25 protein-coding genes and 1 pseudogene are annotated in these 20,658 nt (G+C 38.9%); 11 read left to right on the forward strand and 15 right to left on the reverse strand.

What is annotated here, in order from left to right; all coding sequences use genetic code 11:
• Window positions 1–23 precede the first annotated feature (23 nt).
• The 3 genes from ACFSY7_RS05495 (at window position 24) to ACFSY7_RS05505 (ending at window position 1,717) form a co-directional block, all read left to right on the forward strand.
• Entirely contained in the window at window positions 24–587 is a 564-nt protein-coding gene (locus ACFSY7_RS05495; protein WP_449274622.1) for an RNA-guided endonuclease TnpB family protein, read from the forward strand.
• Window positions 588–694: 107 nt separating this feature from the next.
• Window positions 695–1,165 (forward strand): CarD family transcriptional regulator, encoded by a 471-nt coding sequence (locus ACFSY7_RS05500; protein WP_380147141.1) that lies wholly within the window; start codon window positions 695–697, stop codon window positions 1,163–1,165.
• A 351-nt stretch (window positions 1,166–1,516) separates the two neighbouring features.
• Window positions 1,517–1,717: a cold-shock protein gene (locus ACFSY7_RS05505; RefSeq protein ID WP_126990365.1), complete on the forward strand. Its 201-nt coding sequence runs from the start codon at window positions 1,517–1,519 to the stop codon at window positions 1,715–1,717.
• Window positions 1,718–2,234: 517 nt separating this feature from the next.
• On the opposite strand, the pseudogene ACFSY7_RS05510 reads toward ACFSY7_RS05505, so the two are convergent.
• The 3 genes and pseudogenes from ACFSY7_RS05510 to ACFSY7_RS05520 form a co-directional block, all read right to left on the reverse strand.
• Window positions 2,235–3,166 (reverse strand): annotated as a pseudogene (locus ACFSY7_RS05510) (IS30 family transposase).
• Between the two features lie 304 nt (window positions 3,167–3,470).
• Complete coding sequence (locus ACFSY7_RS05515) at window positions 3,471–3,680, reverse strand: hypothetical protein (RefSeq protein WP_380147142.1); 210 nt, start codon at window positions 3,678–3,680, stop codon at window positions 3,471–3,473.
• A gap of 157 nt (window positions 3,681–3,837) precedes the next feature.
• Window positions 3,838–4,002 (reverse strand): hypothetical protein, encoded by a 165-nt coding sequence (locus ACFSY7_RS05520; protein WP_158620989.1) that lies wholly within the window; start codon window positions 4,000–4,002, stop codon window positions 3,838–3,840.
• A 694-nt stretch (window positions 4,003–4,696) separates the two neighbouring features.
• Between ACFSY7_RS05520 and ACFSY7_RS05525 the strand changes: the two genes are divergently transcribed.
• Window positions 4,697–5,824 carry a zinc-dependent alcohol dehydrogenase family protein gene (locus ACFSY7_RS05525; protein WP_380147172.1) on the forward strand — a complete coding sequence of 376 codons (1,128 nt, stop codon included), beginning with the start codon at window positions 4,697–4,699 and terminating at the stop codon, window positions 5,822–5,824.
• Window positions 5,825–5,865: 41 nt separating this feature from the next.
• Here the strand turns inward: ACFSY7_RS05525 and ACFSY7_RS05530 are convergent, their stop codons facing one another.
• From ACFSY7_RS05530 to ACFSY7_RS05555, 6 genes are all read right to left on the reverse strand, one after another.
• The gene (locus ACFSY7_RS05530; RefSeq protein ID WP_186439556.1) at window positions 5,866–6,195 is read right to left on the reverse strand and encodes a nuclear transport factor 2 family protein; all 330 of its coding nucleotides are present in this window, start codon (window positions 6,193–6,195) and stop codon (window positions 5,866–5,868) included.
• 98 nt (window positions 6,196–6,293) lie between these two features.
• Window positions 6,294–6,467 (reverse strand): hypothetical protein, encoded by a 174-nt coding sequence (locus tag ACFSY7_RS05535; protein ID WP_158620988.1) that lies wholly within the window; start codon window positions 6,465–6,467, stop codon window positions 6,294–6,296.
• A 59-nt stretch (window positions 6,468–6,526) separates the two neighbouring features.
• Window positions 6,527–7,432 carry a sensor histidine kinase gene (locus ACFSY7_RS05540; protein ID WP_380147143.1) on the reverse strand — a complete coding sequence of 302 codons (906 nt, stop codon included), beginning with the start codon at window positions 7,430–7,432 and terminating at the stop codon, window positions 6,527–6,529.
• Between the two features lie 12 nt (window positions 7,433–7,444).
• Window positions 7,445–8,188, reverse strand: coding sequence for a hypothetical protein (locus ACFSY7_RS05545; protein WP_380147144.1), 744 nt, complete (start codon window positions 8,186–8,188; stop codon window positions 7,445–7,447).
• Window positions 8,181–9,086, reverse strand: coding sequence for an ATP-binding cassette domain-containing protein (locus ACFSY7_RS05550; protein ID WP_380147145.1), 906 nt, complete (start codon window positions 9,084–9,086; stop codon window positions 8,181–8,183). Before ACFSY7_RS05550 ends, ACFSY7_RS05545 begins: the two co-directional genes overlap by 8 nt.
• A gap of 53 nt (window positions 9,087–9,139) precedes the next feature.
• Window positions 9,140–9,808: a response regulator transcription factor gene (locus ACFSY7_RS05555; RefSeq protein ID WP_380147146.1), complete on the reverse strand. Its 669-nt coding sequence runs from the start codon at window positions 9,806–9,808 to the stop codon at window positions 9,140–9,142.
• Between the two features lie 141 nt (window positions 9,809–9,949).
• Here ACFSY7_RS05555 and ACFSY7_RS05560 point away from each other — a divergent pair, with 141 nt between their 5' ends.
• Window positions 9,950–10,669: a Fe-S oxidoreductase gene (locus ACFSY7_RS05560; protein WP_380147147.1), complete on the forward strand. Its 720-nt coding sequence runs from the start codon at window positions 9,950–9,952 to the stop codon at window positions 10,667–10,669.
• Between the two features lie 62 nt (window positions 10,670–10,731).
• Window positions 10,732–11,079, forward strand: coding sequence for a DUF6176 family protein (locus ACFSY7_RS05565; RefSeq protein WP_126990357.1), 348 nt, complete (start codon window positions 10,732–10,734; stop codon window positions 11,077–11,079).
• Window positions 11,080–11,114: 35 nt separating this feature from the next.
• On the opposite strand, the gene ACFSY7_RS05570 is transcribed toward ACFSY7_RS05565, so the two are convergent.
• Entirely contained in the window at window positions 11,115–11,990 is an 876-nt protein-coding gene (locus ACFSY7_RS05570; protein ID WP_380147149.1) for a LysR family transcriptional regulator, read from the reverse strand.
• A gap of 114 nt (window positions 11,991–12,104) precedes the next feature.
• Between ACFSY7_RS05570 and ACFSY7_RS05575 the strand changes: the two genes are divergently transcribed.
• Window positions 12,105–12,980: a DMT family transporter gene (locus tag ACFSY7_RS05575; protein WP_139993252.1), complete on the forward strand. Its 876-nt coding sequence runs from the start codon at window positions 12,105–12,107 to the stop codon at window positions 12,978–12,980.
• Window positions 12,981–13,101: 121 nt separating this feature from the next.
• Here the strand turns inward: ACFSY7_RS05575 and ACFSY7_RS05580 are convergent, their stop codons facing one another.
• Window positions 13,102–13,956 (reverse strand): hypothetical protein, encoded by an 855-nt coding sequence (locus ACFSY7_RS05580; protein ID WP_380147150.1) that lies wholly within the window; start codon window positions 13,954–13,956, stop codon window positions 13,102–13,104.
• A gap of 169 nt (window positions 13,957–14,125) precedes the next feature.
• On the opposite strand from ACFSY7_RS05580, the gene ACFSY7_RS05585 reads away from it, so the two are divergent.
• A complete protein-coding gene (locus ACFSY7_RS05585) occupies window positions 14,126–14,953 on the forward strand; it encodes a YitT family protein (RefSeq protein WP_380147151.1) in 828 nt (275 codons plus the stop codon).
• Window positions 14,954–14,961: 8 nt separating this feature from the next.
• Here ACFSY7_RS05585 and ACFSY7_RS05590 read toward each other — a convergent pair whose 3' ends face one another.
• The gene (locus tag ACFSY7_RS05590; RefSeq protein WP_380147152.1) at window positions 14,962–15,639 is read right to left on the reverse strand and encodes a hypothetical protein; all 678 of its coding nucleotides are present in this window, start codon (window positions 15,637–15,639) and stop codon (window positions 14,962–14,964) included.
• Between the two features lie 107 nt (window positions 15,640–15,746).
• Between ACFSY7_RS05590 and ACFSY7_RS05595 the strand changes: the two genes are divergently transcribed.
• On the forward strand, window positions 15,747–16,214 hold the full coding sequence (locus ACFSY7_RS05595; RefSeq protein WP_380147153.1) for an SH3 domain-containing protein: 468 nt from the start codon (window positions 15,747–15,749) through the stop codon (window positions 16,212–16,214).
• Between the two features lie 43 nt (window positions 16,215–16,257).
• Here ACFSY7_RS05595 and ACFSY7_RS05600 read toward each other — a convergent pair whose 3' ends face one another.
• Genes ACFSY7_RS05600 through ACFSY7_RS05610 form a run of 3 tightly spaced genes read right to left on the reverse strand, consistent with a single transcriptional unit; the run spans window position 16,258 to window position 18,633 of the window.
• Entirely contained in the window at window positions 16,258–16,647 is a 390-nt protein-coding gene (locus tag ACFSY7_RS05600) for an OsmC family protein (protein ID WP_380147155.1), read from the reverse strand.
• Window positions 16,648–16,659: 12 nt separating this feature from the next.
• On the reverse strand, window positions 16,660–17,718 hold the full coding sequence (locus ACFSY7_RS05605; protein ID WP_126990349.1) for an LLM class flavin-dependent oxidoreductase: 1,059 nt from the start codon (window positions 17,716–17,718) through the stop codon (window positions 16,660–16,662).
• A complete protein-coding gene (locus tag ACFSY7_RS05610) occupies window positions 17,719–18,633 on the reverse strand; it encodes a VOC family protein (protein ID WP_380147156.1) in 915 nt (304 codons plus the stop codon). It abuts the gene before it with no gap.
• Between the two features lie 132 nt (window positions 18,634–18,765).
• On the opposite strand from ACFSY7_RS05610, the gene ACFSY7_RS05615 reads away from it, so the two are divergent.
• Both ACFSY7_RS05615 and ACFSY7_RS05620 read left to right on the forward strand, forming a co-directional pair.
• The gene (locus tag ACFSY7_RS05615) at window positions 18,766–19,353 is read left to right on the forward strand and encodes an AbiV family abortive infection protein (protein WP_380147157.1); all 588 of its coding nucleotides are present in this window, start codon (window positions 18,766–18,768) and stop codon (window positions 19,351–19,353) included.
• A 354-nt stretch (window positions 19,354–19,707) separates the two neighbouring features.
• Window positions 19,708–20,349, forward strand: coding sequence for a hypothetical protein (locus ACFSY7_RS05620; protein ID WP_380147158.1), 642 nt, complete (start codon window positions 19,708–19,710; stop codon window positions 20,347–20,349).
• Window positions 20,350–20,658: the final 309 nt, after the last annotated feature.

Raw genomic sequence — 20,658 nt, forward strand, 5'->3', positions numbered from 1 at the left:
ATAACCAACGCTTTACAGCCAAAATGGAGCAGAAGTTAAAACGTGAGCAACGCAAATTATCCCGTCGCTACGAGCAAGCGAAAAAAGAGGGTCGTGATTTACGTGCGTGCATGAACTACCAAAAGCAACGTCGTAAAGTGGCTCGTTTGCGTGAGCGTGTCGCGTTTCAACGAGAAGATTTTTTAAATAAACTGTCAACAGCATTGATTCGTCACTATGACGTCATCTGTCTTGAAGACTTAAACACAAAAGGCATGTTGAAAAATCATAAGTTGGCAAAAGCGATAGCAGATGTGTCATGGTCTTCTTTTGTACAAAAACTGATGTATAAGGCGAAATGGTTCGGTAGAAAAATTGTCGAAATCGACAGATTCTTCCCATCGAGCCAAATTTGTCATACTTGCGGTCATCGAGATGGCAAGAAACCATTAGCTATTCGTGTGTGGACTTGTTCATCTTGTGGTACGATACTAGACCGAGATATTAATGCAAGTAAGAATATCTTAATCGAAGGATTAAGACNTATCCTGCGGTTTCTTCATTTGGAACATATTCATATAAATCCGCATAAAATATATTTGAAATAATTGGAAATAAATAAAAATTGACAAAATAATTATTTTTGTGATATTATTAAAAATTTGATTAAAACACCAAAAGGTGTTAAGGTTAAGAAAGTTGTTATTAAACGGGGGTGGATGATTTGTTTAAAGTTGGTCAAAATATTATGTATGCAACACAAGGCGCTGGAATCATTACAGGAATAGAAGAACGAGATTTTTCTGGTAAAATTCATCGATATTATGTTATTGGCATGGTAATTAATCGCATGCAGTTACTTATACCTGTAGATAAAATGGTAGATGCACCTATAAGATCGATTACACACATTAAAGCACTGAGAAGTATACTTCATGCTTTTACGCATGGTCAATCAGATCAAATAATTTCTTGGAAAGAACGTTATAATAAAAATACAAATAAAATTAAAACAGGGGATTTAAAAGACTGCGTAGAAGTTGTACGTGATCTAACTCGTATGAGAGCAGAGAAAAAACTTAATACCAGTGAAAAAGATATGCTTGCTCAAGCCCAAAAAATTATGATGAGTGAACTTAATCTTATTAAAGGAATTACACCAGAACAACTGGAAAGCTTTTATTAAATTAATCATTTCTATCTATTAGAAGAAAATAGCCTACTAATAAAATTAATGGAATTAAAAAGAAATAAATTCTATAATTTTCTAGAAATCCCATAATAATAACCTCCAAACAGAGTCTCTTTTTGAGACTTTTATAAATTTATTATTTATCTACCACTATTAATTCAAATTAATCAATAGACAAATACCAATATCTGTTATATAATATATTTAACAAGAAATTAGAACAGCAATAAATTCACTTATTACAAAGTGTACTAGTTGTTAAGTTAGTACTTTTTGTAATATGTGAATTTTTTCTTTCTTAGAAATTACAATCTTATTAAATAACATTATTGGAGGTCATTATATATGACACAAGGTACAGTAAAATGGTTTAACTCAGAAAAAGGATTCGGTTTCATCGAAGTAGAAGGCGGCGCAGACGTATTCGCTCACTTCTCTGCTATTCAAGATGAAGGGTTCAAAACTTTAGAAGACAATCAAAAAGTAACTTTCGATATTGAAGATGGACAACGTGGTCCACAAGCAACAAATATCGTAAAAATGTAATTATAAATAAAAGGGCACCCTTGCAGGGTGTCTTTTTTATTTTAATTAATGAAATTAGCCAGGTGAAGGAGTGGAAATTTATAGAATCAAAAAGACAGAAGTCTTCTGTTTCAGTAAAGAAATTTTTAAACATGTATGGTTTATTTACAATTGGTATCTTAATAGCAACAATATATACTCATTCGATTACTGGAAATGCAGAACAAGGTATATTTTTTGACAGCACTTTGATGATGAGTGATGAAAAAATAACAAGTTTATTATTTTTTCTTTTCATTATAAGTATTATCTATTTTACAATGATCAATGTTTTTTTAAAATCATAAAAAATAAATAGAAATATTAATTTGAAATAAAGTCTCTATAAATAATTAAAAATTGCTTTAGTAGTTTCAATCATCGGCTTATTTAATTAATCTATCAAACTAAATTCTACTCGATTCTAAATTTACAATATGGCGCGATCTAAACTTTTGCTCACTCTAGCAGTGGGCTTTTTTATTTGAACGATAGATTGTCAAATTAACTGCACCATCTCATATTCAAATACATCTTGTATGGTGTTCCGGTTGAGGCACTTTCTTGGTCGATGGTTGATCAATGAAAGTGCTTTTTCTATTTTTGAGGGTGTTAGTTGTCCTAAGTCCATTCGTTTTGGGAAAAATTCGCGTAAAAGACCATTACTATTTTCATTCGTGCCACGTTGCCATGGCGCGTATGGATCAGCGAAGTAAAATGGAATCTCATACTGGGTCTTAAGTTCGGTGTAACAGCTAAATTCTTTTCTACGATCCGTCGTAAACGTTTGAAAACATGGTGTTGGATAACGTGAAATGAGCTGTTCAATGGCCTATTTCATCGATTGCGCCGAGCGATTCGGTATTTGAATGCCGACATAGAAACGTGTTTTTCGCTCGGCGAACGTCGCGATACATCCTTTCGTACCACGCGCTGAAACGACAGTATCTAATTCCCAATGGCCAAACGTTTCACGCGTTTTGACTTCTTTTGGGCGTTGTTGAATCGAGGTTCCAACATTGAAACGACCACGTGTTTCGCGTGGTGCCTGACGTTTTCCTTTTTGCCGAAGTACTTGAAGCGTCACGCGAAGCTTTCCTGAATAAAGCCAACGATAAATCTTTTTGAACGATAGTTTTCCTTGAAATAAGGAACCGATAATCTGTTCAGGAGACCATGTCGCTTTTAGTCTTTCTTCGATAACATTACGCAGTTTGTCGGTAAACTTTGAACGCGCACCGCATTTTTTCTTCTGCGCAGCCGCGTGCCATTGCGCCTTTTCGGCAGACCATTCATTCAGTCGCTTTACTTCACGTGAATCGTTGTATGAGAACGATTCAGATGACGCGCAATGGCACGACAAGAGTACCCTAATCCTTTTAAAACTTCTATTTTCGTACGTTCAGATGTGGTAAGATGACAATAGCTCATTCCATATGGCCCCCTGTTGATTTTGGTGTAGGAACTTTAATTATACAGACTCATATGGAATGGGTCTTTTTTTATTTATTTTGAGTGGTGCACTTAATATTACAATTCGTCGAACAAAAAAAGAGATTGGGACAAAACACGTCATGTTCCCTTTTTAGCGTTCGCAACGAAAAACCGGAACCGCGCCACAGCGCGATTCCGGTTTTTCTTATGCTCCTATGAGAGGTGATTTCTACACGTATGTCCCAGCCTCCTTTATCTTATTTGATTGTAAAGCTTTAACCATTTGATTCAACGGTGATATTTATATTCCGAAAGCTATTATTGAATACTTTCCGGTTTTCATCATTTCTAGAAAATAATCGAGTTTATCAAATTGGTAATATAATTCTTTTTTAGTATATAACTTAGCATCTTTCCCTTGTTCTAAAACAAAAGAATCTGTGGGTATACCTTTAATAATGTCCCTAAATTTTTCAATGCAGTTTATAAAAGAAGGCATTGATTCATTCAATAATACAGTAGGTTTGTATGCGTCTGCATTTGCATTTATTTTTTTGAAATCTTCATCTGCTGTAATAATATCATATATATAATTATTATTTTTTTATAATTGATTAAATCATCAGGAATACTAATCATTTTTTTCCAATTCCTCTTTTTTTGTCGTCCTAAATCAAGACTCTCGTCCATCCACACAATAAAATTAACATCTTTTCCCCAATAAATTTTCTTATTTCTAAAAGGCCAATATCTACAATATTAAATTCTGATTCAGCATCTTCTTTCTTATGTTCATACAAATAAAAAGTATAATCATCTCCGCCACCTAACATTTTTTATATCACCTCTCAATAAGAATACGATAAAAAATAGTACAATTTATAAATATCTTGATAGAAGCAAGACTTCCACAAGAAAATAATATATAACGATTACCCAAAGTAAGAAAAAACAAATATTAACTTTTGGTGGTAATTAAAATAAAAAATAGCGTACTTTGATTTAAATAAAGTATGCTATTTTTTATTTTGAATAAATATGAAAGATATACTAGTGTAACCTCTGTGGTTGCTCTTTTTTATGTACATAAATCATTTGCCGATGTGTTCATTTTAGTTCCCTAATAGTTCCCAAAACTTTTGTATTAAATGTTATGTTTCTAGGGTATTGTTAATTATCGGTATTTGCCTATGAACATTGCTAGAACAATATTCAAAGCTATGTACACGATATAATTGTTCCGTATTGAATCACATATATCATTATGGTTATCATATTGGTCAAATAATTTATATCGCAAAATTTAAGCATTGCGAAGAAACGATAATCCGTGTTACAACACGATTTCTTCCTGGTCTTCCCATTTTCCTGTTACTAAATTCAAGGCATTTTCTTCATCCAGTACACGATAATAAATAGGGTGCATTATTTTTTGTCCATGGAAGTTGTTAACGAAAGAGTAGTGTAAAAATATAATTGGATAAAATAATAATTGTATAAAAAACTGAAATGAAAGGACTGATTCGTTTGAAGATACGTTCAGCAGTACTGAGGAAGCTAGGGGCTAGCACACCGTATAAAGAAAGTCAGCCCATTCAAATTGAAGAATTAGAATTGGATGCGCCGGGTCGCGATGAGGTGCTCGTCAAAATTTTAGCAGCTAGTCTTTGCCATTCAGATTTGTCTGTTGTGAATGGTAGTCGTCCGCGTCCAGTACCAATGGCGCTTGGTCATGAAGCGGCTGGTATAGTAATGTCAGTCGGAGAGGGTGTGACGGATTTTGCGAAGGGGGACCAGGTTATTTGTGTCTTTGTGCCAAGCTGCGGAGAGTGTGTGCCTTGTCAGGAAGGTCGCCCTGCTTTATGTGAGCGCGCGGCGAAATCAAATGAAGCTGGGACCTTATTAAATGGCGGTATTCGGTTACATAATGGGGATGAAAAAATTTATCACCATATCGGAGTTTCTGCTTTTTCTGACTATGCGGTTGTGTCGAAGCAGTCTCTCGTAAAGGTGACGGAAGATTTGACAGCGGAGCAACTAGCCTTATTTGGCTGTGCGGTTATTACGGGTGTTGGTGCTGTCGCTAATACAGCGAAAGTGCCACTTGGGAGCTCAGTTGCTGTCGTTGGCCTTGGAGGTGTCGGTCTTAGCGCGCTACTCGGTGCAATTGCGGCGGGAGCAAGAGAGGTAGTTGCCCTCGATATTAATGATCAAAAGCTCGTTCGTGCAGCGGAGCTCGGTGCAACCGCAACGTATCGCTCAGATGAAGCGGACATTATTGACCGTATTTTAGAGGAAACGAATGGTGGCTTTGATTATGTGTTCGAAACGGCAGGTGTTGTACCGGCGCTTGAGGTGGCCTATGCTATTACGAAGCGAGGCGGTGTTACGACAACGACGGGATTACCCGATCCAAAGGCAACCTTTGCGCTACCGTATGTGACATTAACGGCGAGCGAAAAAATACTAAAGGGCTCCTATGTAGGAAGTGCGGTGCCACGCCGAGACATTCCACATTACATTCAGCTTATGAAGGCGGGAAAATTACCGGTGGATGAGCTGATAGCTAAAACGATTCGTTTAGAAGAGATTAACGAGGGCTTTGACTTACTTGCGAGCGGGGAATATACACGTATTTTAATTTCATTTGAATAAAAAAGGTAGGCAGATAGGATTTATCCTACTGACCTACCTTTTTAAAATGATGTACCTTGATGGAAAAATAATTGCCACGTATCATTGGTTTTGCGCCAAAGGGAGCTACGATGAGAACGACGACCAGAAAATTCTACAGTATCATACAGTGCCTGAATGACTGTGGCAGATAGTTCGTGGATACGGAAGTTCAAAATATCTGGAAGCTCCGTTACGACGGTATTCTCTAGAAGGGCATCGAGTTCAATTCCTTTTGTATAGGTCTTACCTGATGTACCAATTTCATAAAAATCATCGGCTAATAATTGCTCAAAATCCTGACGAGTTCGCTTCATTAAACGGCGTTCAAGTGCAAAAATTTCCTCGTTCATGACAATCACCTCTTTCATTGATAGACGTTGATTTTACCATTTTTGAATAAATGTGTTCAGCTGAAAAAGGAATCGCATTCGCTGCGATTCCTTTTTCTTTATACTTTGCCAGAGACAAGTGTGTTTTTGATTTCGAGTGTACCGACAATTAGCATAATGATGCTAACAGGCACAATCCCGATAAGAAATACCGTGCTATTAATGATGTTTGTGACAAATAAAATTGAAATGATTGCCGCTAATGCGACAAGACCATGAAAATATTTTTCCATTTTACCACGACCTTTATTTAGAATGGACACATCATTTTATTACCCTCATATTAGCATAGTTACTGCCTCTTTGTGAACGATGACGACTTATCAAAAGGAAGTATAAGTGCAAAGTGTAATGAATCATTCGTAGCTGTTGCCGAGATATGACCACCGAGCTGTTCGGTGAGTTTACGCACAATCGCTAAGCCGAGTCCTGTTGACTGTGATTGCTCGTGATAAAAGCGTTCAAAAAGAATCTCTGGCGGCTGTTTTAGCGGCTGAAGTAAAGGGTTTTCAAATGTCATAATGCACTGTGATTCGGTCGTTTGAAGGGAAATTGTTAATGTTTCAGCGCTATGACTCAAGCTGTTTTGCAGTAAATTATCAAAAATTCTTGAGAGCCATTCATCATCACTTAGCAGCCATACATTTTCCTCTATAGTCGCGAATTCGATCCGCATCTTCTGTTGTTCAAATGCGGCATAATGTGCGGCAATTGCTTCGGTCAATAAAGCATCCACCTGGACAGGCTTGAGTGGGGGTGTTTGCTGCTGATTCATCACATAGGCATACTCGAAAAAACTGTGTAGCAATGCTTCAAGGCGCGCGACATGTGCGAGTGCTATTTGATACTTTTGCTGCTGTGCGGCGTCTAAGGCGGAAACATCGAGTAGCTGTAAGGACCCTTTAATGGCGGTTAATGGTGTGCGAAAGTCATGTGAAATATTCGATACGAATTCCTTATAGTAATTTTCCTGCTGTACACTTGCCTGGCGTAGCTGCTGCTCATGTGCTAGCACATCGTTCCAGCTAGCGACGAGTGTATTTAACTGCCTATGCAGCAATTGTAAATGAAGGGGCTGGTTTTGATGTGTGTGCTGCCGTACCATTAGCTGTCGTTGAATCGTACGCAGTTGTTGCTTCATCGATAAAATATAAAAAAGGAGCAGAATCAGAATACTTAGCAACACATAAATTAACATACAGCACCTCCCTTAATGGATATCTGTTTTTCTAAAATATAAGATGGTAATACCAACACAAACACTAATAAAGCGCAACGATACAAGACAAATAGCGAGTAACGATGAATCGGCAGTAACTGTAATGGCATCGCCGCCAAATGGTGTCCAGTTTAGCCAGTTTAAATTATTTGCGGCTAGCTGTCCGCACAATACTGAAATGGCATAAAAAAGGACGATGACAAAGGTTGGCTTTTTTAAGAAAAAGGCGAGCATCACGGCAAGTGATGTTTGGCCTACGTACACAATGATGAGGCTTAATAGTAACGCAACTGCTGTTGAGATTTGTGTCGTACTATTCATCGCGCTAATCATACCGCCCATTGGGACACCGAATGTATAAGGCGCATCTGCATAAAAAATCCAGAAGCTAGCGGCAACAAATGGTAGTAAATACAGGCACATGAAGAGCCAATACACGATAAATTTACTCGTGACAATTTGTGCGCGAGAATGCCCTGCACTAATCGTATGCTGCATTGTACGATTATCAAAGTCATTGGAAATGAGTAAGGTGGCAAGGACGGCGCCAATAAGTGTGACAACGTTTAAATCTGAAAAGAAAAAGGCAATGCCACCAAGTGAGGATTCGCTGGCACCAATGCGTTTTAAAAATAATAGCATAACAAGAGCACAGACGACACTTGCTGCAAATAAGAGCCATGTTGTGCGCGCGCGGCTCAGTGAAAAGCAATGTGCACGAATTAAATTAAACATGTGCAGCACCTCCAATAACCGATAGGAAATAATTTTCGAGCGTATCCCCGTGGCGGTAAAAGGCTGTCAATAAAGCGCCCGCTTCGATTAATTGGCGCGATAATTCACTAAGCGACGCAACCTCATCGAGCACCTTAATGCCACCATTTTCGAGTACGACAAGCTGTTCATAGCCTAAATACTCGAGCACCGTCACCGTATGGGCTGTATTGTCACTTTCAATATATAAATAATGCTGACAGGCTTTTTCGAGTTCCTCATGAGTCAATGTTTGTACGAGCATCCCTTGATGCATAATAAAATAATCGGTTGCTGTTTGAAATAATTCCGGTAGATTATGACTCGAAATTAAAATCGTCATATTGCGTTCTTCGACTAATTTTTTTAGCAATTTCCGTATTTCAACGACACCGATTGGATCGAGCCCATTGACTGGTTCATCTAATAAAAGAAAATCTGGATTGCCGACAAGTGACAAGGCAATGCCTAGACGCTGCTTCATACCAAGTGAAAAATCCTTCGTTTTTTTATGCGCAACATTTGGCAGACCAACGAGCGTCAGTAATTCCGTTTCGAGCGCCTTGTTTGGAATACCTCGTAATAGGCGCGCATGGCGTAGATTTTCCTGTGCCGTCATATGCTCAATGAGTGCAGGGGCTTCAATCATGCTACCGATTTTTTGCTGTTGCTTTCGTAAGTTTACATCATCAAATAAGCGAATACTGCCAGACGTCGGTGCTGTAAAGCCACAAATCATTTTCATCAGCGTAGATTTTCCGGCGCCATTTGTGCCGATTAAGCCATAAATATGCCCAAGCTTAATAGTCAATGACACATTATGAACGACGGTGTTTCGACCATATGTTTTTGTTAGCTGTGTTGTTTCTAAAATATTCATAGTAGTTCATCCTTTCATCGCGCTCAGTATAGCGCATGAAGGTCAAGCGAACGTTAAGATAGTGGACGAAGGCGGTAGCCGAGATAGCGAATGGTTTCAATCGCATCAATCGGCTGTAGCTTATGGCGTAAATTACTAATATGCGTTTTAATGGTGCCCTCATCACCTGTATACCCATCATCATGCAGACTCCGAATTAAATTTTCTTTCGTGAAAATTTTTTGCGGCTGAGACATGAATAAATGCAGTAGCGCATATTCTGTCGCCGTCAGTGCAAGTGTACGATTAGCAAGTGTCACAAGCTGCTGTGCTTCATCAAGTGAGATTGTTTGATATGTATAGCGTTTTTGTCGTGTAACCGCCGGACCATATGCGCGGCGCAGTGTTGATTCAATACGTGCGACAACTTCCTCTATATCAAATGGCTTCGTAATGTAATCATCTGCCCCAAGACGTAGTAATTCCACCTTTGTCGTCGTTGCATTTTTCGCTGAAATAATAATGACAGGGATTGTTGATTGCTGACGGAGCTGTGCTAAAATCGTTTCACCATCTACAAATGGTAATGTGAGGTCAAGCAGCACAAGATCATACGTAGTAGAAAGCTGAGTCAGAGCGTGCGCACCATCATAGGCCGTCACCGTTTCAAAGCCCACCTGTTCTAAAATTTCGACTAATACATTGCTGACATCTCGTTCATCTTCAATAATTAAAATTCGCATAATATCGCTCCTTTAACTATGCTTAGTGTAGGAAAAAAATGAAAATTTGTCTATGTGTCTGAGTGTTTAGACCGGTAATTGCACATTTTAAAATGATTTGTATTATGATAAAGAGGACTACTTAAGAATTCAGGTGATACAATGCCAGCTTTAACAATGGATCAAGTGCTCATGCTTGATTCGTACAATGTTTATACAACACCACCCGTGCGTTCACTCTTTACGCTTGACCGCGTGCATAAGCAATTTTTCCAGGAAGATGAAATGGGCGACTTAATGCAGGGGATTACGAATGCGACTTCGAAGGCCGCTGCGATTTCGCATTTTTCAAAGCGCTATGGTCAATTTATTGCGATGCAGTTTTATATGCTGACCGCGTTTGATGAGGTATGGGATGGTAACGAAGAGGATTTACGCTTTGATGCGACGAATGAAAATGGTGTTTACACGATTTGTATGTTCGCAAATCCAAATGATTGGCGCTATGTGGACGATAATGACCGCGCCTATACGATGGCCACTATTTTATACAAGCAATGCTATCAGGTTGTGCAGGATTTGCGTAATGTGACGGCGATTTCGCCACGCGTCATTTGGGATAATTTCTTTGTGCATATCACAAATATCTATGCGAAATTACTCGATGATCCGCTTCTAGCAGACCGTGCAATGGATGATTTAGAACTATTAGAATCACCAGAAGTATGGGCCCGCTTCAGCCAAAAATCATTGTATTATGACTATACAAAAGGCAAAGCACCCGCAAGCCTTGTCAATCAGCCGATTCGCAAATCTTGCTGCTTATCAAAGGACATCCCAGGGCTTGGGGCATGTGGCTATTGCCCACTCGAGCAGGATTAATTTGGAAGGAATCACGTATTCGTGGTTCCTTTTTTTGTATAATGAATATGGAGGGGATGACGATGGTACAGGTAGAATGTACACGCTTTAAAGTAAAGGAAGGAAAGTCTGCGGTCGTTGATGAATGGCTACAATTTTTAAATGACAATATGAAGGATGTCCTTGTAACGTTAGAGGGCGAAAAAATGTATGTCGAAACGATTTTACGCGAGCATAAGGATGGTAGCGAGTATTTGTATTGGTATTCGGTACAAGGTCCTGGCGGCATCGACGTCGAGGAATCGACGCACTGGATTGATGTGAAGCATTTGGCATACTGGGATAAATGTATTGATAACACCTTTCGACCAGAGGAGCTGACACCGGCAGTGGTAATGATTCCACAACGCGTGCGACAGGTAATGCAATAAAAAAAGGAGTTGCCCAAAAATGGGTGACTCCTTTTTTATAAGATTTTTTGCTTAGCGAATTGTGCAATTAACGAATCAATAAAGCTACGACTCGCAATCGGTAGAATTTTATAATCTTTATATGCTAAATGCAGTGGACGCATGGCGGCAGGCTTAAGGGGACGTGTTGTCACACGATAGGGCGAACGTGCAAGCATGAGTTCTGGCATAATCGCCACACCAAGCTGCTGTTCAATTAATGCCATTGCCGCATAATCTTCCTCGACAATATAATGAATATCTGCCTCTAAATTAGCCGCTTCAAATAGCTCTAGCGCATCATTTGACTCGCCCTCATCAATTAATACAAATGGTTCGGTAGCGAGTGATTCGAGTGATAGGGAGGCTTCTTTTGCAAGGGCATCAAGCGGTGATAAGACCGCAAGTAGTGGATCATCCATCAAATGATGCATCGTCAGAAGTGGACTCGTTTGGTCACTTAAAAAGCCAAAATCAACAGCACCTTCTAAAATCCAATTCGTAATGTCTGTATATTCACCCTGACGAATTTCAAATTGTACGCCGGGGAATGTACGTTTAAAACGCTTAATACTATTTGGTAAAATATGACATGCGACACTCGTTAGCGCACCGATTTTAACGATGCCCTCATCAAGTCCTTTCATTTCATGTTGCTTTTTAAATAACTCTTTTTCAGCGTAACAAATATTTTTAATATATGGTAAAAATTGCTCACCATCTGGGGTTAAGGTAATTCCCTTGCGTGAACGGATTACAAGCTGTGTATCGAGCTCATATTCAAGTGATTGTACGATTTGGCTCACGGCTGACTGTGTGTAGCCTAACTGCTTAGCAGCGGCGGTAAAACTCCCTGTTTCAATGATTTTTAAAAATGCTTCGTATGAATTCATAATGTGCCCTCTTAAATAAGATTTTCTAATGTTTATATTATAAACATTCGTTTTATTAATGCAATAGATGGTGCTAAAATAACAAAGGATTTTAGGTGGAAGGAACGTCGAACGATGAGTCATACAAGAGCAAATTTATTATTAATCTCCATAGCCATTGCATGGGGGAGTTCATATATATTTATGAAAGTGGGATTAGAATCACTCAATACATCATCGATTATTGTGTGGCGTTTTGCGCTCGCATTTATCGTGATGGCTGCGCTATTTTATAAAAAAATTATCCGTGTCACAAAGCAAACACTAGTCGCAAGTGCTATTCTCGCATTGCCGATGTATGGGGTATTTGTATTCCTATTAAATGGCATGCAGTCTACAACGGTGTCAACGGCGAGCTTTTTAACGAGTACAACGGTGGTCTTTGTACCATTGCTTCATGCGTTAATAACCAAACATATTCCATCGCGTAAAACGATGATGAGCCTTGCAGTAGTAGTTGCAGGCCTTGCACTGCTCACAATCGGCGATGATTTTGGCTTATCTTACGGGGCAATTCTTTGCTTATTATGCGCGATTTGTAATGCACTCTATTTAGTGTGGACAAATCATTATGCTAAGAAAGTACAGCCGCTACAGCTCGGTATTTTCCAGTTAGGCTTTACCGCATTATATGGCTGTGTAGGCTTTGTGGTAGAAGCACCAATGATGCCCGCAACGACGAATGAATGGATGGCTATTTTAGGAATGGCATTATTATGTTCAGCGTATGGCTATGTGCTACAGCCAGTGGCACAGCGCTATACATCAGCAGAAGAAGCGGGTTTTATTTTCTCATTAGAACCTGTATTCGCAGTTATTTTTGCCTTTATGATTTTTGGCGAAGTGATGACGGGTGTAGCAGTTGCTGGAGCAGTGCTTATTTTAAGTGGTGTGCTCATTGCAAATTATGTACCGAAAACAAATGTGTTTATGAAAAAGGAACATCTTTAAATACAAAAGAGACTGGGACATACGTATAAAAACAATCGTTCATATGAGCATAAGAAAAACCGGAATCGTGCTGTAGCGCGGTTCCGGTTTTTCGTTGCGAACGCTAAAAAAAGAAAATTTGTTATGCTAAATAGGCAATTAATTCTTGGCCACTTGGTGCGGCGGTTAGATAATTTTCCCATTCTACATACAATGTAGTAATAGACGAAGAATGCGCTTGCAATGCTTTGATGTCGCCAAGAAATACCGATAAGGTAATACGCGACATGGGGTGGCATATAAGAAATAGCTCATGATTTGCATCATATGAGAAATCCTTACCGGACAAAATATGATGCAAGGCATTTTCGCGAATTTGAAGATGTGCTTTTATATACGGCGCTTTTTCGAGCCAAGGCGTTTGTAGCATCGCTTGAATAAGTTCATTTGCTGTGCGCCACTGTGCTAGGCGTAAGTAGGCACTTGTGAGATGCCCATGAATTTGCATAAGTAAGGTCGGCACAGATACTTCAAGCGCTTCAATCATAAATTTATCCAAGTCATTGTACGTTTTGACGGCCTGTGTGTAGAGCCCAGAATTAAGGAAATACAGTAATTTATAGTGTAAGACAGATGCGTAAATATAAATATAATCATGTAAATTTGGTAGATTTTTAATTGTCAGTAGTAAGGAGTTAGCAAGTTCAAGAGCCTGTTGATGTTGATTTGCAAAAAATAAAATGGCTACTTTACAGTGTAAAAAAGGAATTTGCTGTTCTAGTGAGGCTGCTACAGGCATATGTTCACTAAATAATTTGAAATAGTACAAAATAAAATCAGGTTCTTCTATATAACGCGCGCATAATGTACAGCAATAGAGAACATGACGTTTTTGGTCGTCTGTTAAAGTTGTATCATTAAGTAAGCTTTCACCAATTGCCAGTGCATCGCGGTAGTTGCCGGTAGTGAAGCATTTTTTTAATTGTTCAATCGACATGGTGCACCTTCTCTCTATTTAATGAGCTTCATTATACTATAGCTATCGGGTGGAAATTTATTTTTTAAACAAAATATTCATAAGACTTAAAATTTTCATGCAATCATTGTAGAACAGCTATGACATTCGGTACAATAGCAATACATCTACATAGAAGGGAACAGAAAGTATGAAGGAATTGCGCTCGTACAGTTTAATTATTATCGGAACGTTGATTTTGGGGATTTCCTATAATGCCTTTTTACTACCAGCAAAACTTGCGGCTGGTGGCGTCGTTGGCATCAGTACCATTTTGCATGAGTTATATGGTTGGACACCCTCGCTTGTTCAAATTTCGCTGAACCTACCATTATTTATTTTAGGCTATTTTTTATTAGGAAAAAGCTTTAGTGTTAAAACGCTTATTGGGACGACATTATTACCATTATTTATCGCCTTAACGAGTAAGCTTCCAGCGGGTGTGGAAGATCCGATGCTCGCGTCGATTTATGGTGGTATTTTGACGGGTCTTGGATTAGGGCTCGTATTCCGTGGTAATGGCTCTACAGGTGGGACGACGATTATTGGCCAGTTACTGAAAAAATATTTCCATTTTTCAAGTGGTTTTGCGCAAATTTTAATCGATGCAACGATTGTCATTTGGGCGATGTTTGTTTTTAATCTCGAGCTTGCGCTATATGCGATGATTGCGATTTTCATTACAGGTAAGGTGATTGACCTCGTCCAGCTACGCACATCGACATCGAAGCTGGTGTTAATTGTGACGGACAACGAAGAAGCCGTGAAAAAGCTCATTCACGATGAAATTGACCGTGGTATGACGAAGCTGTGGTCTGAGGGAGGCTATTCAAAACAGCAAAAAGCCCTATTATTTACGGTCGTTGAACAGGCAGAGGCCGTTTATTTAAAGGAATTACTTCAGCAAGAGACAGATTCATTCGTTATTTTCTTAAATGCGTCAGATATTTTAGGTCGAGGTTTTTCAATGCCACGTTAACAAAAAAATCACGTCCAACAATTGTCGGTCGTGATTTTTATTTTTTTTTCGTAATAAATGAGCATTGCTTCTGTTAAAATTTGGGTTAATTCTGTGACGGTTTTAGTTGTTTGAATGTGTATTTCAAACGGATTTGATGGGTCAAAGTCTACGAAATGAGGCTCTTTTTCTAAATGGATCGTTGTTTCTAGTGGAATCGTTTCATGGAATAGCTGTGCAGCAAGAATTTGCAATAGTTTAGCAGCCTGCGCAGATTGTAAAATAAAATGCGCTGGCTTTTCTTCAATGAGTTCATACGTAGCTGGTACTTGCGAAGTCTCGATGAACTGACAAGTAAATGGCGTTTTTTGAAAAAAGAGAATATGTTCATCAAATAAAGCGATGATGCTTTGATTTTTTTCAAAGGTACATTGGATGTTATGCTGCATAAGTGTACGAATAAATTGTCGCTCTGCCTCACCAAGTTGGAAATGAAAATGAATTTTGCCATTTAATAATGTGCGACGTATGATGTGTAATGACTGATTTTCTAGCAGCTGCTCATTTAAGTTAATAATCGAACATTTATCGGCCATTGCTAGAAAATATTCAAATAGCTGATTGTATTCTTGTACAATTTGATTTTCACGATGCGAAAACGCCATCGTTTGTGCTTCGAATGGATTGGATTGGTCTAAAATATACATAGATGCTCCTTAAGACTTAAATTGATTTCATTATAACTGCAAATGAATAGTGAAATCAATGATTGCATCATTATGAGTATCGTTTAACGAAGGAAAGGGCGAGAATAATGAAGAAAAAACTAATAATAGGTACTGCGCTAACGGTCATAGTGGCCCTCATCGCAGCCAAACGAAAAAAACAGGTGAATCAAATATTTTATTTAGCAAAGGATGCGCCCTATTATGATGCGGTTAAAGGCACGCGACAAGGAACGCTTCCGGCAGTTGTAGATGGCGTACATCAGCAAGTGGTCGTCGCGCAGTTTATAAATGAAAAATGGGTTTGTCTAACAGACGGCCGTTATATGAAGTTATCGTATTTGCAGGTCAATATTGACGGCGTGAGCGAATTAATGGCCAAAGAAGATGTGGTTATTTTTGAGGAGCCCTATCAAACGAGCAAAAAAATTGGTACATTATCCTTTGGTTCACGTGTAGAAGTTGTAGAAGATGGCGGGGAATGGACAAAAATTCATTGGCATAACAAATGGCGATGTATCGAAGGGTATGTTATGACAGCCTATATGAAATATTAAAAAGAGGGGTCGCGTATTGGCGCGATCCCTCTTTTTATTACGATTAAGCTTCGGTTACAGAAATGCTAGCAGATGCTTTGATTGTATTGCCAATCGTGCAGCCACGTTCAGCAATTTTGATTAATTTGGTACGATAAGCTGCCTCTAAATGAGCAGGTAACGTGAGCTCAACGTCAATCGCGGTAAAGCGGTTTGTGACACCATCTTCCTTAGAGGCAGTAGCCGTTGCTGCTACGTCCTCTAGCTGAAAATCAATGCCGTCGCGTTCTAAGACTTTTCGTACGTTCATCGTCATACAGAGCGCAACCGCCGCCTCTAGTAGTTCCTTTGGTCGAAAACCTTGCGCATCGATGTCACCATTAAAGCCCGTAGCGGTCATACCCGCATCATTTGTAATTATTGCCTGCTGATTGTCATAATGAATACGTGTCATGTCAAAACTCCTTTACGCTTTTGTGTATTTTTTAATAGCTGGTAAAATATCGCGGCCAATGATTTCGATATTATGCATTAATTTATCGAATGGAACCCCACCAAAATCAATTTGTGCCATAAAGCGGTGCATACCGAATAATTCGTATTGATATAAGATTTTTTCGATAATCATTTGGCTATCGCCGACCATCAAGGCATCAGTAGGGTCCTGTGCGGCATTAGCTACCTGCGCGAACGGATAGCCGCTACCACGAATCGCTTGGAAGCCACCTGATAAATGAGGGTGTGCGCCATTTGCAGCAAGCTCAGCTGTATCGCCTACATGGAATAGACTTGCTGTTGCAAGAGGGAAATCCTCGCGCTTAAAGCCGCTACGTTCAAGTGCCTCGTAATAGGCATCAACCGATACGGCGAAGTTTTGCGCAGGTCCGCCAAGTGTTGTGAGCATCATTGGCACACCCATATAGCCCGCCTTAATCGCTGACCCCGGAGGACCACCAACTGCACGCCATAATGGCAGTGTCCCTTCTGATGGTTTTGGTAAAATATCGGCATTCACAAGTGGTTTACGGAATTGACCTTCCCAGTTAACTAAACCTTGTGCATCGTTAATTTGTTTTAATAGCGCTAATTTTTCTTCAAAAATCGCCTCATAGTCTTTTAAATCAACACCGAATAAATCATAGGCACCGACACGAGAGCCACGTCCTGCAACGATTTCTGCACGTCCATTTGAGATTAAGTCTAGTGTTGCGAATTCTTCATATACACGAACCGGGTCCGCTACACTAATAACAGAGGCAGAGCTTGTTAATTTAATAGTATTTGTCGCCTGTGCAATGGCACCAAGCACGACCGTATGCGCCTGTGTTGTAAAGTAGCTCTGGTGACTTTCGCCTACACCAAAGACATCAATGCCAACATCCTCTGCTAGACGTGCTAACTCAATAATTTCTTGAATACGTTCACCAGCAGATAGACGAGAGCCTGTTAATGGATTTGGAATGTGATCGCCAAGTGAATACAGACCAAACTCCATGCCATTTGCTGGGTTGATGCGGTTTTTCATTTATAATTCCTCCTCAATAACGGTTAATTTTTCTTCGATTTCTGCGCGACGTTGTTCTAAAAATGGTGGTAAATCGAGTGTTTCGCCCATATGCGCGCGATTTTCATCAATCGTAAATCCAGGTCCATCTGTCGCTACCTCGATTAAAATATGATTGGCCTCACGGAAATAGATGCTTTGGAAGAAGTATCGGTCAATAATGCCCTCTGATTTAAAACCATGTGCACGCGCTTGTGCTAGGACATCTTCAAGCTCCTCTAAATCTTTGACGCGTAATGCAAGGTGATGAATGCTGCCGCGTCCAGGTTTTTCGCGGTCTCCCTGTTGTTCAATGACCATGATTTCACCAAGTGCTGAGCCAAGTTGTTTTTGATAAATATGATTCTGTGCAGTATAGCCAAAAATTTCTGTTAATGTTTTGGCAAGTGCCGCTTCGTCACGAACGGTCATTTCAACGGTACCCATACCTTGAATTAAGTGCTCTTCTAGAATATCTGTTTGTGGCCAAGGTTCCCAGAAATCTTCACGGTCATCTGCAACGATTAAATGCATGCGTAGACCATCTTCATCTTCAAAAGGAAGTGCTGGGCGATTTGCATACGTTGTAATATCCCCATGCTTCACATCATATTGTGTAAAGCGCTGCTGCCAGAATATAAGACTTTCTTCTGATGGCACAATCAATGAAAAGCCTGTGATTGCGTTTGTGCCGCGATGTGTTGCACCAGCAATTTTCATCTCGAAAAATGTAATATTTGTGCCCGGGGTTCCCGTCGTATCTCCATAAAATAAATGGTACATATGCGGATCATCTTGATTGACTGTCAGTTTCACACGGCGTAAGCCTAAAATATGACGATAGAAGTGGTTATTGGTATTCGCGTTTTTTGTAATCATTGAAATATGATGATGCATAATGTTTCCTCCTAGATGTAGCTCTTTAATTGTTTCTATTTTATCTTGAAATCAAGATAAATGCAAGGATTATTGAAAAATTGTACGATGTCAGATTATTTCTACTATAATAGAAGGTAAGGGGGATGAATCATGCAACAACAGACACAGCAACTTTTAGATGGATTACGCCAAAATAGTGAGGCATTGATTGAGGACGGATTACTCTTAGCTGGGCGTCATCGCTACAGTCGTGCATATTTATGCTTTCAAGCCGCGATTGATGAAATGAATAAATATTTTAGTATTGAGCGCACAGAAAAAGTAGCACCGATTAATTGGCCGGCCATTGATGTCGATTTATTAAATGATAATACCGTGCTTGAAAAAGATACGATTATTGAGCAGGCGCTCGTAAAATTATTAAAAGACCGTGCCTTTGGCAATGAGGTTCAAACCTTATCAGAATTTGCGAATGCCATTGATTCGTTTAAACGATTACTAGCAGGAGATGAGGAAGCGCTTGTAGCTGCACTTGATGAGCCACTTCAATATATGATGTTTGACGGAGCGGATCATATTGAGCGCGTGATGCATGAGCGCAATGAGCTACGCAAAAGCGTGCTGCAAGTCGATATTACAAATGACGGCTATCAATGCCCAGCCGACGTAATTACATATGAACATATGGTAGAGATTGGCATGGCCGCACTTGCCAATCAATTGATGATGGATTATTAAGGACAGAATGAAAAAGAGGCTGGGACATACGTGTAAGAACACTCGCTCATATGAGCATAAGAAAAACTGGAATCGTGCTGTTGCGCGGTTCCGGTTTTTCGTTGCGAACGCTAAAAAAGTGTTTTGTCCTAGCCTCTTTTTTAGTTAGGTTATAAGTAGAAGAAAGCAAGTGAACGAGCGAGTTTTTACGGGTGAATTGTATGAGCAATTTATGTAGGGGTGTTATTGGTAGTTACAGGATTGAAGCCATATTTTTTCCCAAATGCAGCTTTGGGAACTACTTTTTTATAATACCAATAAAAAACATATATGGTATTATTGGTATATCTAATAATGTTAAATGAGGTGAAAGTGTTGAAAAAATATCTTTACATAAGTATTTTATTTGGGGCGTTAGTTTTATCAGGTTGTACTAATAACGATGCCGATAGCAAAGAAATTACAGAAGATGTATCACCAATATTTTTAAAGTTAACACAAGAGCAAAAAGAGGATTATTATCAAAAATATGTAGCTGTCATAGAAGATATTAACGAAGAACATAACGCAGACCTCAAGTTAGAACCCATTACTACATTTTCTGATGAAGATTGGGTTGAAGTTGACACATTTAAAAAACGTGTAAAAGAGCGAATTGATGTATCCATTGCTGTTTCAAAAAATAAAGAACGCTATCATCCAGCTTCTGTACCGAAGATAGTGACATTAAAAATAGGCTCGAAAAAAGAGAACATTATTTTTGAAGGTTCTTTTGATACACAATTAAACGAAAATACACAAAAAGGAAGACAATTATTTTCTATATTTAATGGGATTTCTTCGGAAGCAGAGGATTCTAATATAAATTGGAATCAATATGGTAATGTTGCTTTATTAAAAGATGATGGTGCCACTTATTTAATCGAAGTTTCAGGGAATTATTCGCAATATGGTATCATCTCTACACACACAATACCATTAGAATTTGATTCTGATAAAAATGGTGGAATTAGTTAAAATTATAAGAACTAAAAATCTATTTTTACAATGTATAAACTATACAAAGCAAACCTAAATAACGTTCCCAAATAAAAGTTAGGGAACACCAAAAAAAGCCACAAATCATTGTTGAATCATTGATTCGTGGCTTTTCTAATTAAAGTTGTGATTCATGAAAGTATCCGGGAAAAAGTGTTATCGATGGTTACGGAATTGGATTGGTTTTGTTTTCCAAACAGCGCTTTGGTGATATTTATATTTCAAATTTATTGAATAAGAATTCGAAAAAGAAACAGGGTTTCATGTTATAATCGATCAAATATTTAA

The sequence above is a fragment of the Kurthia populi genome, from assembly GCF_042686175.1.
GTDB classification, from domain to species: domain Bacteria; phylum Bacillota; class Bacilli; order Bacillales_A; family Planococcaceae; genus Kurthia; species Kurthia populi.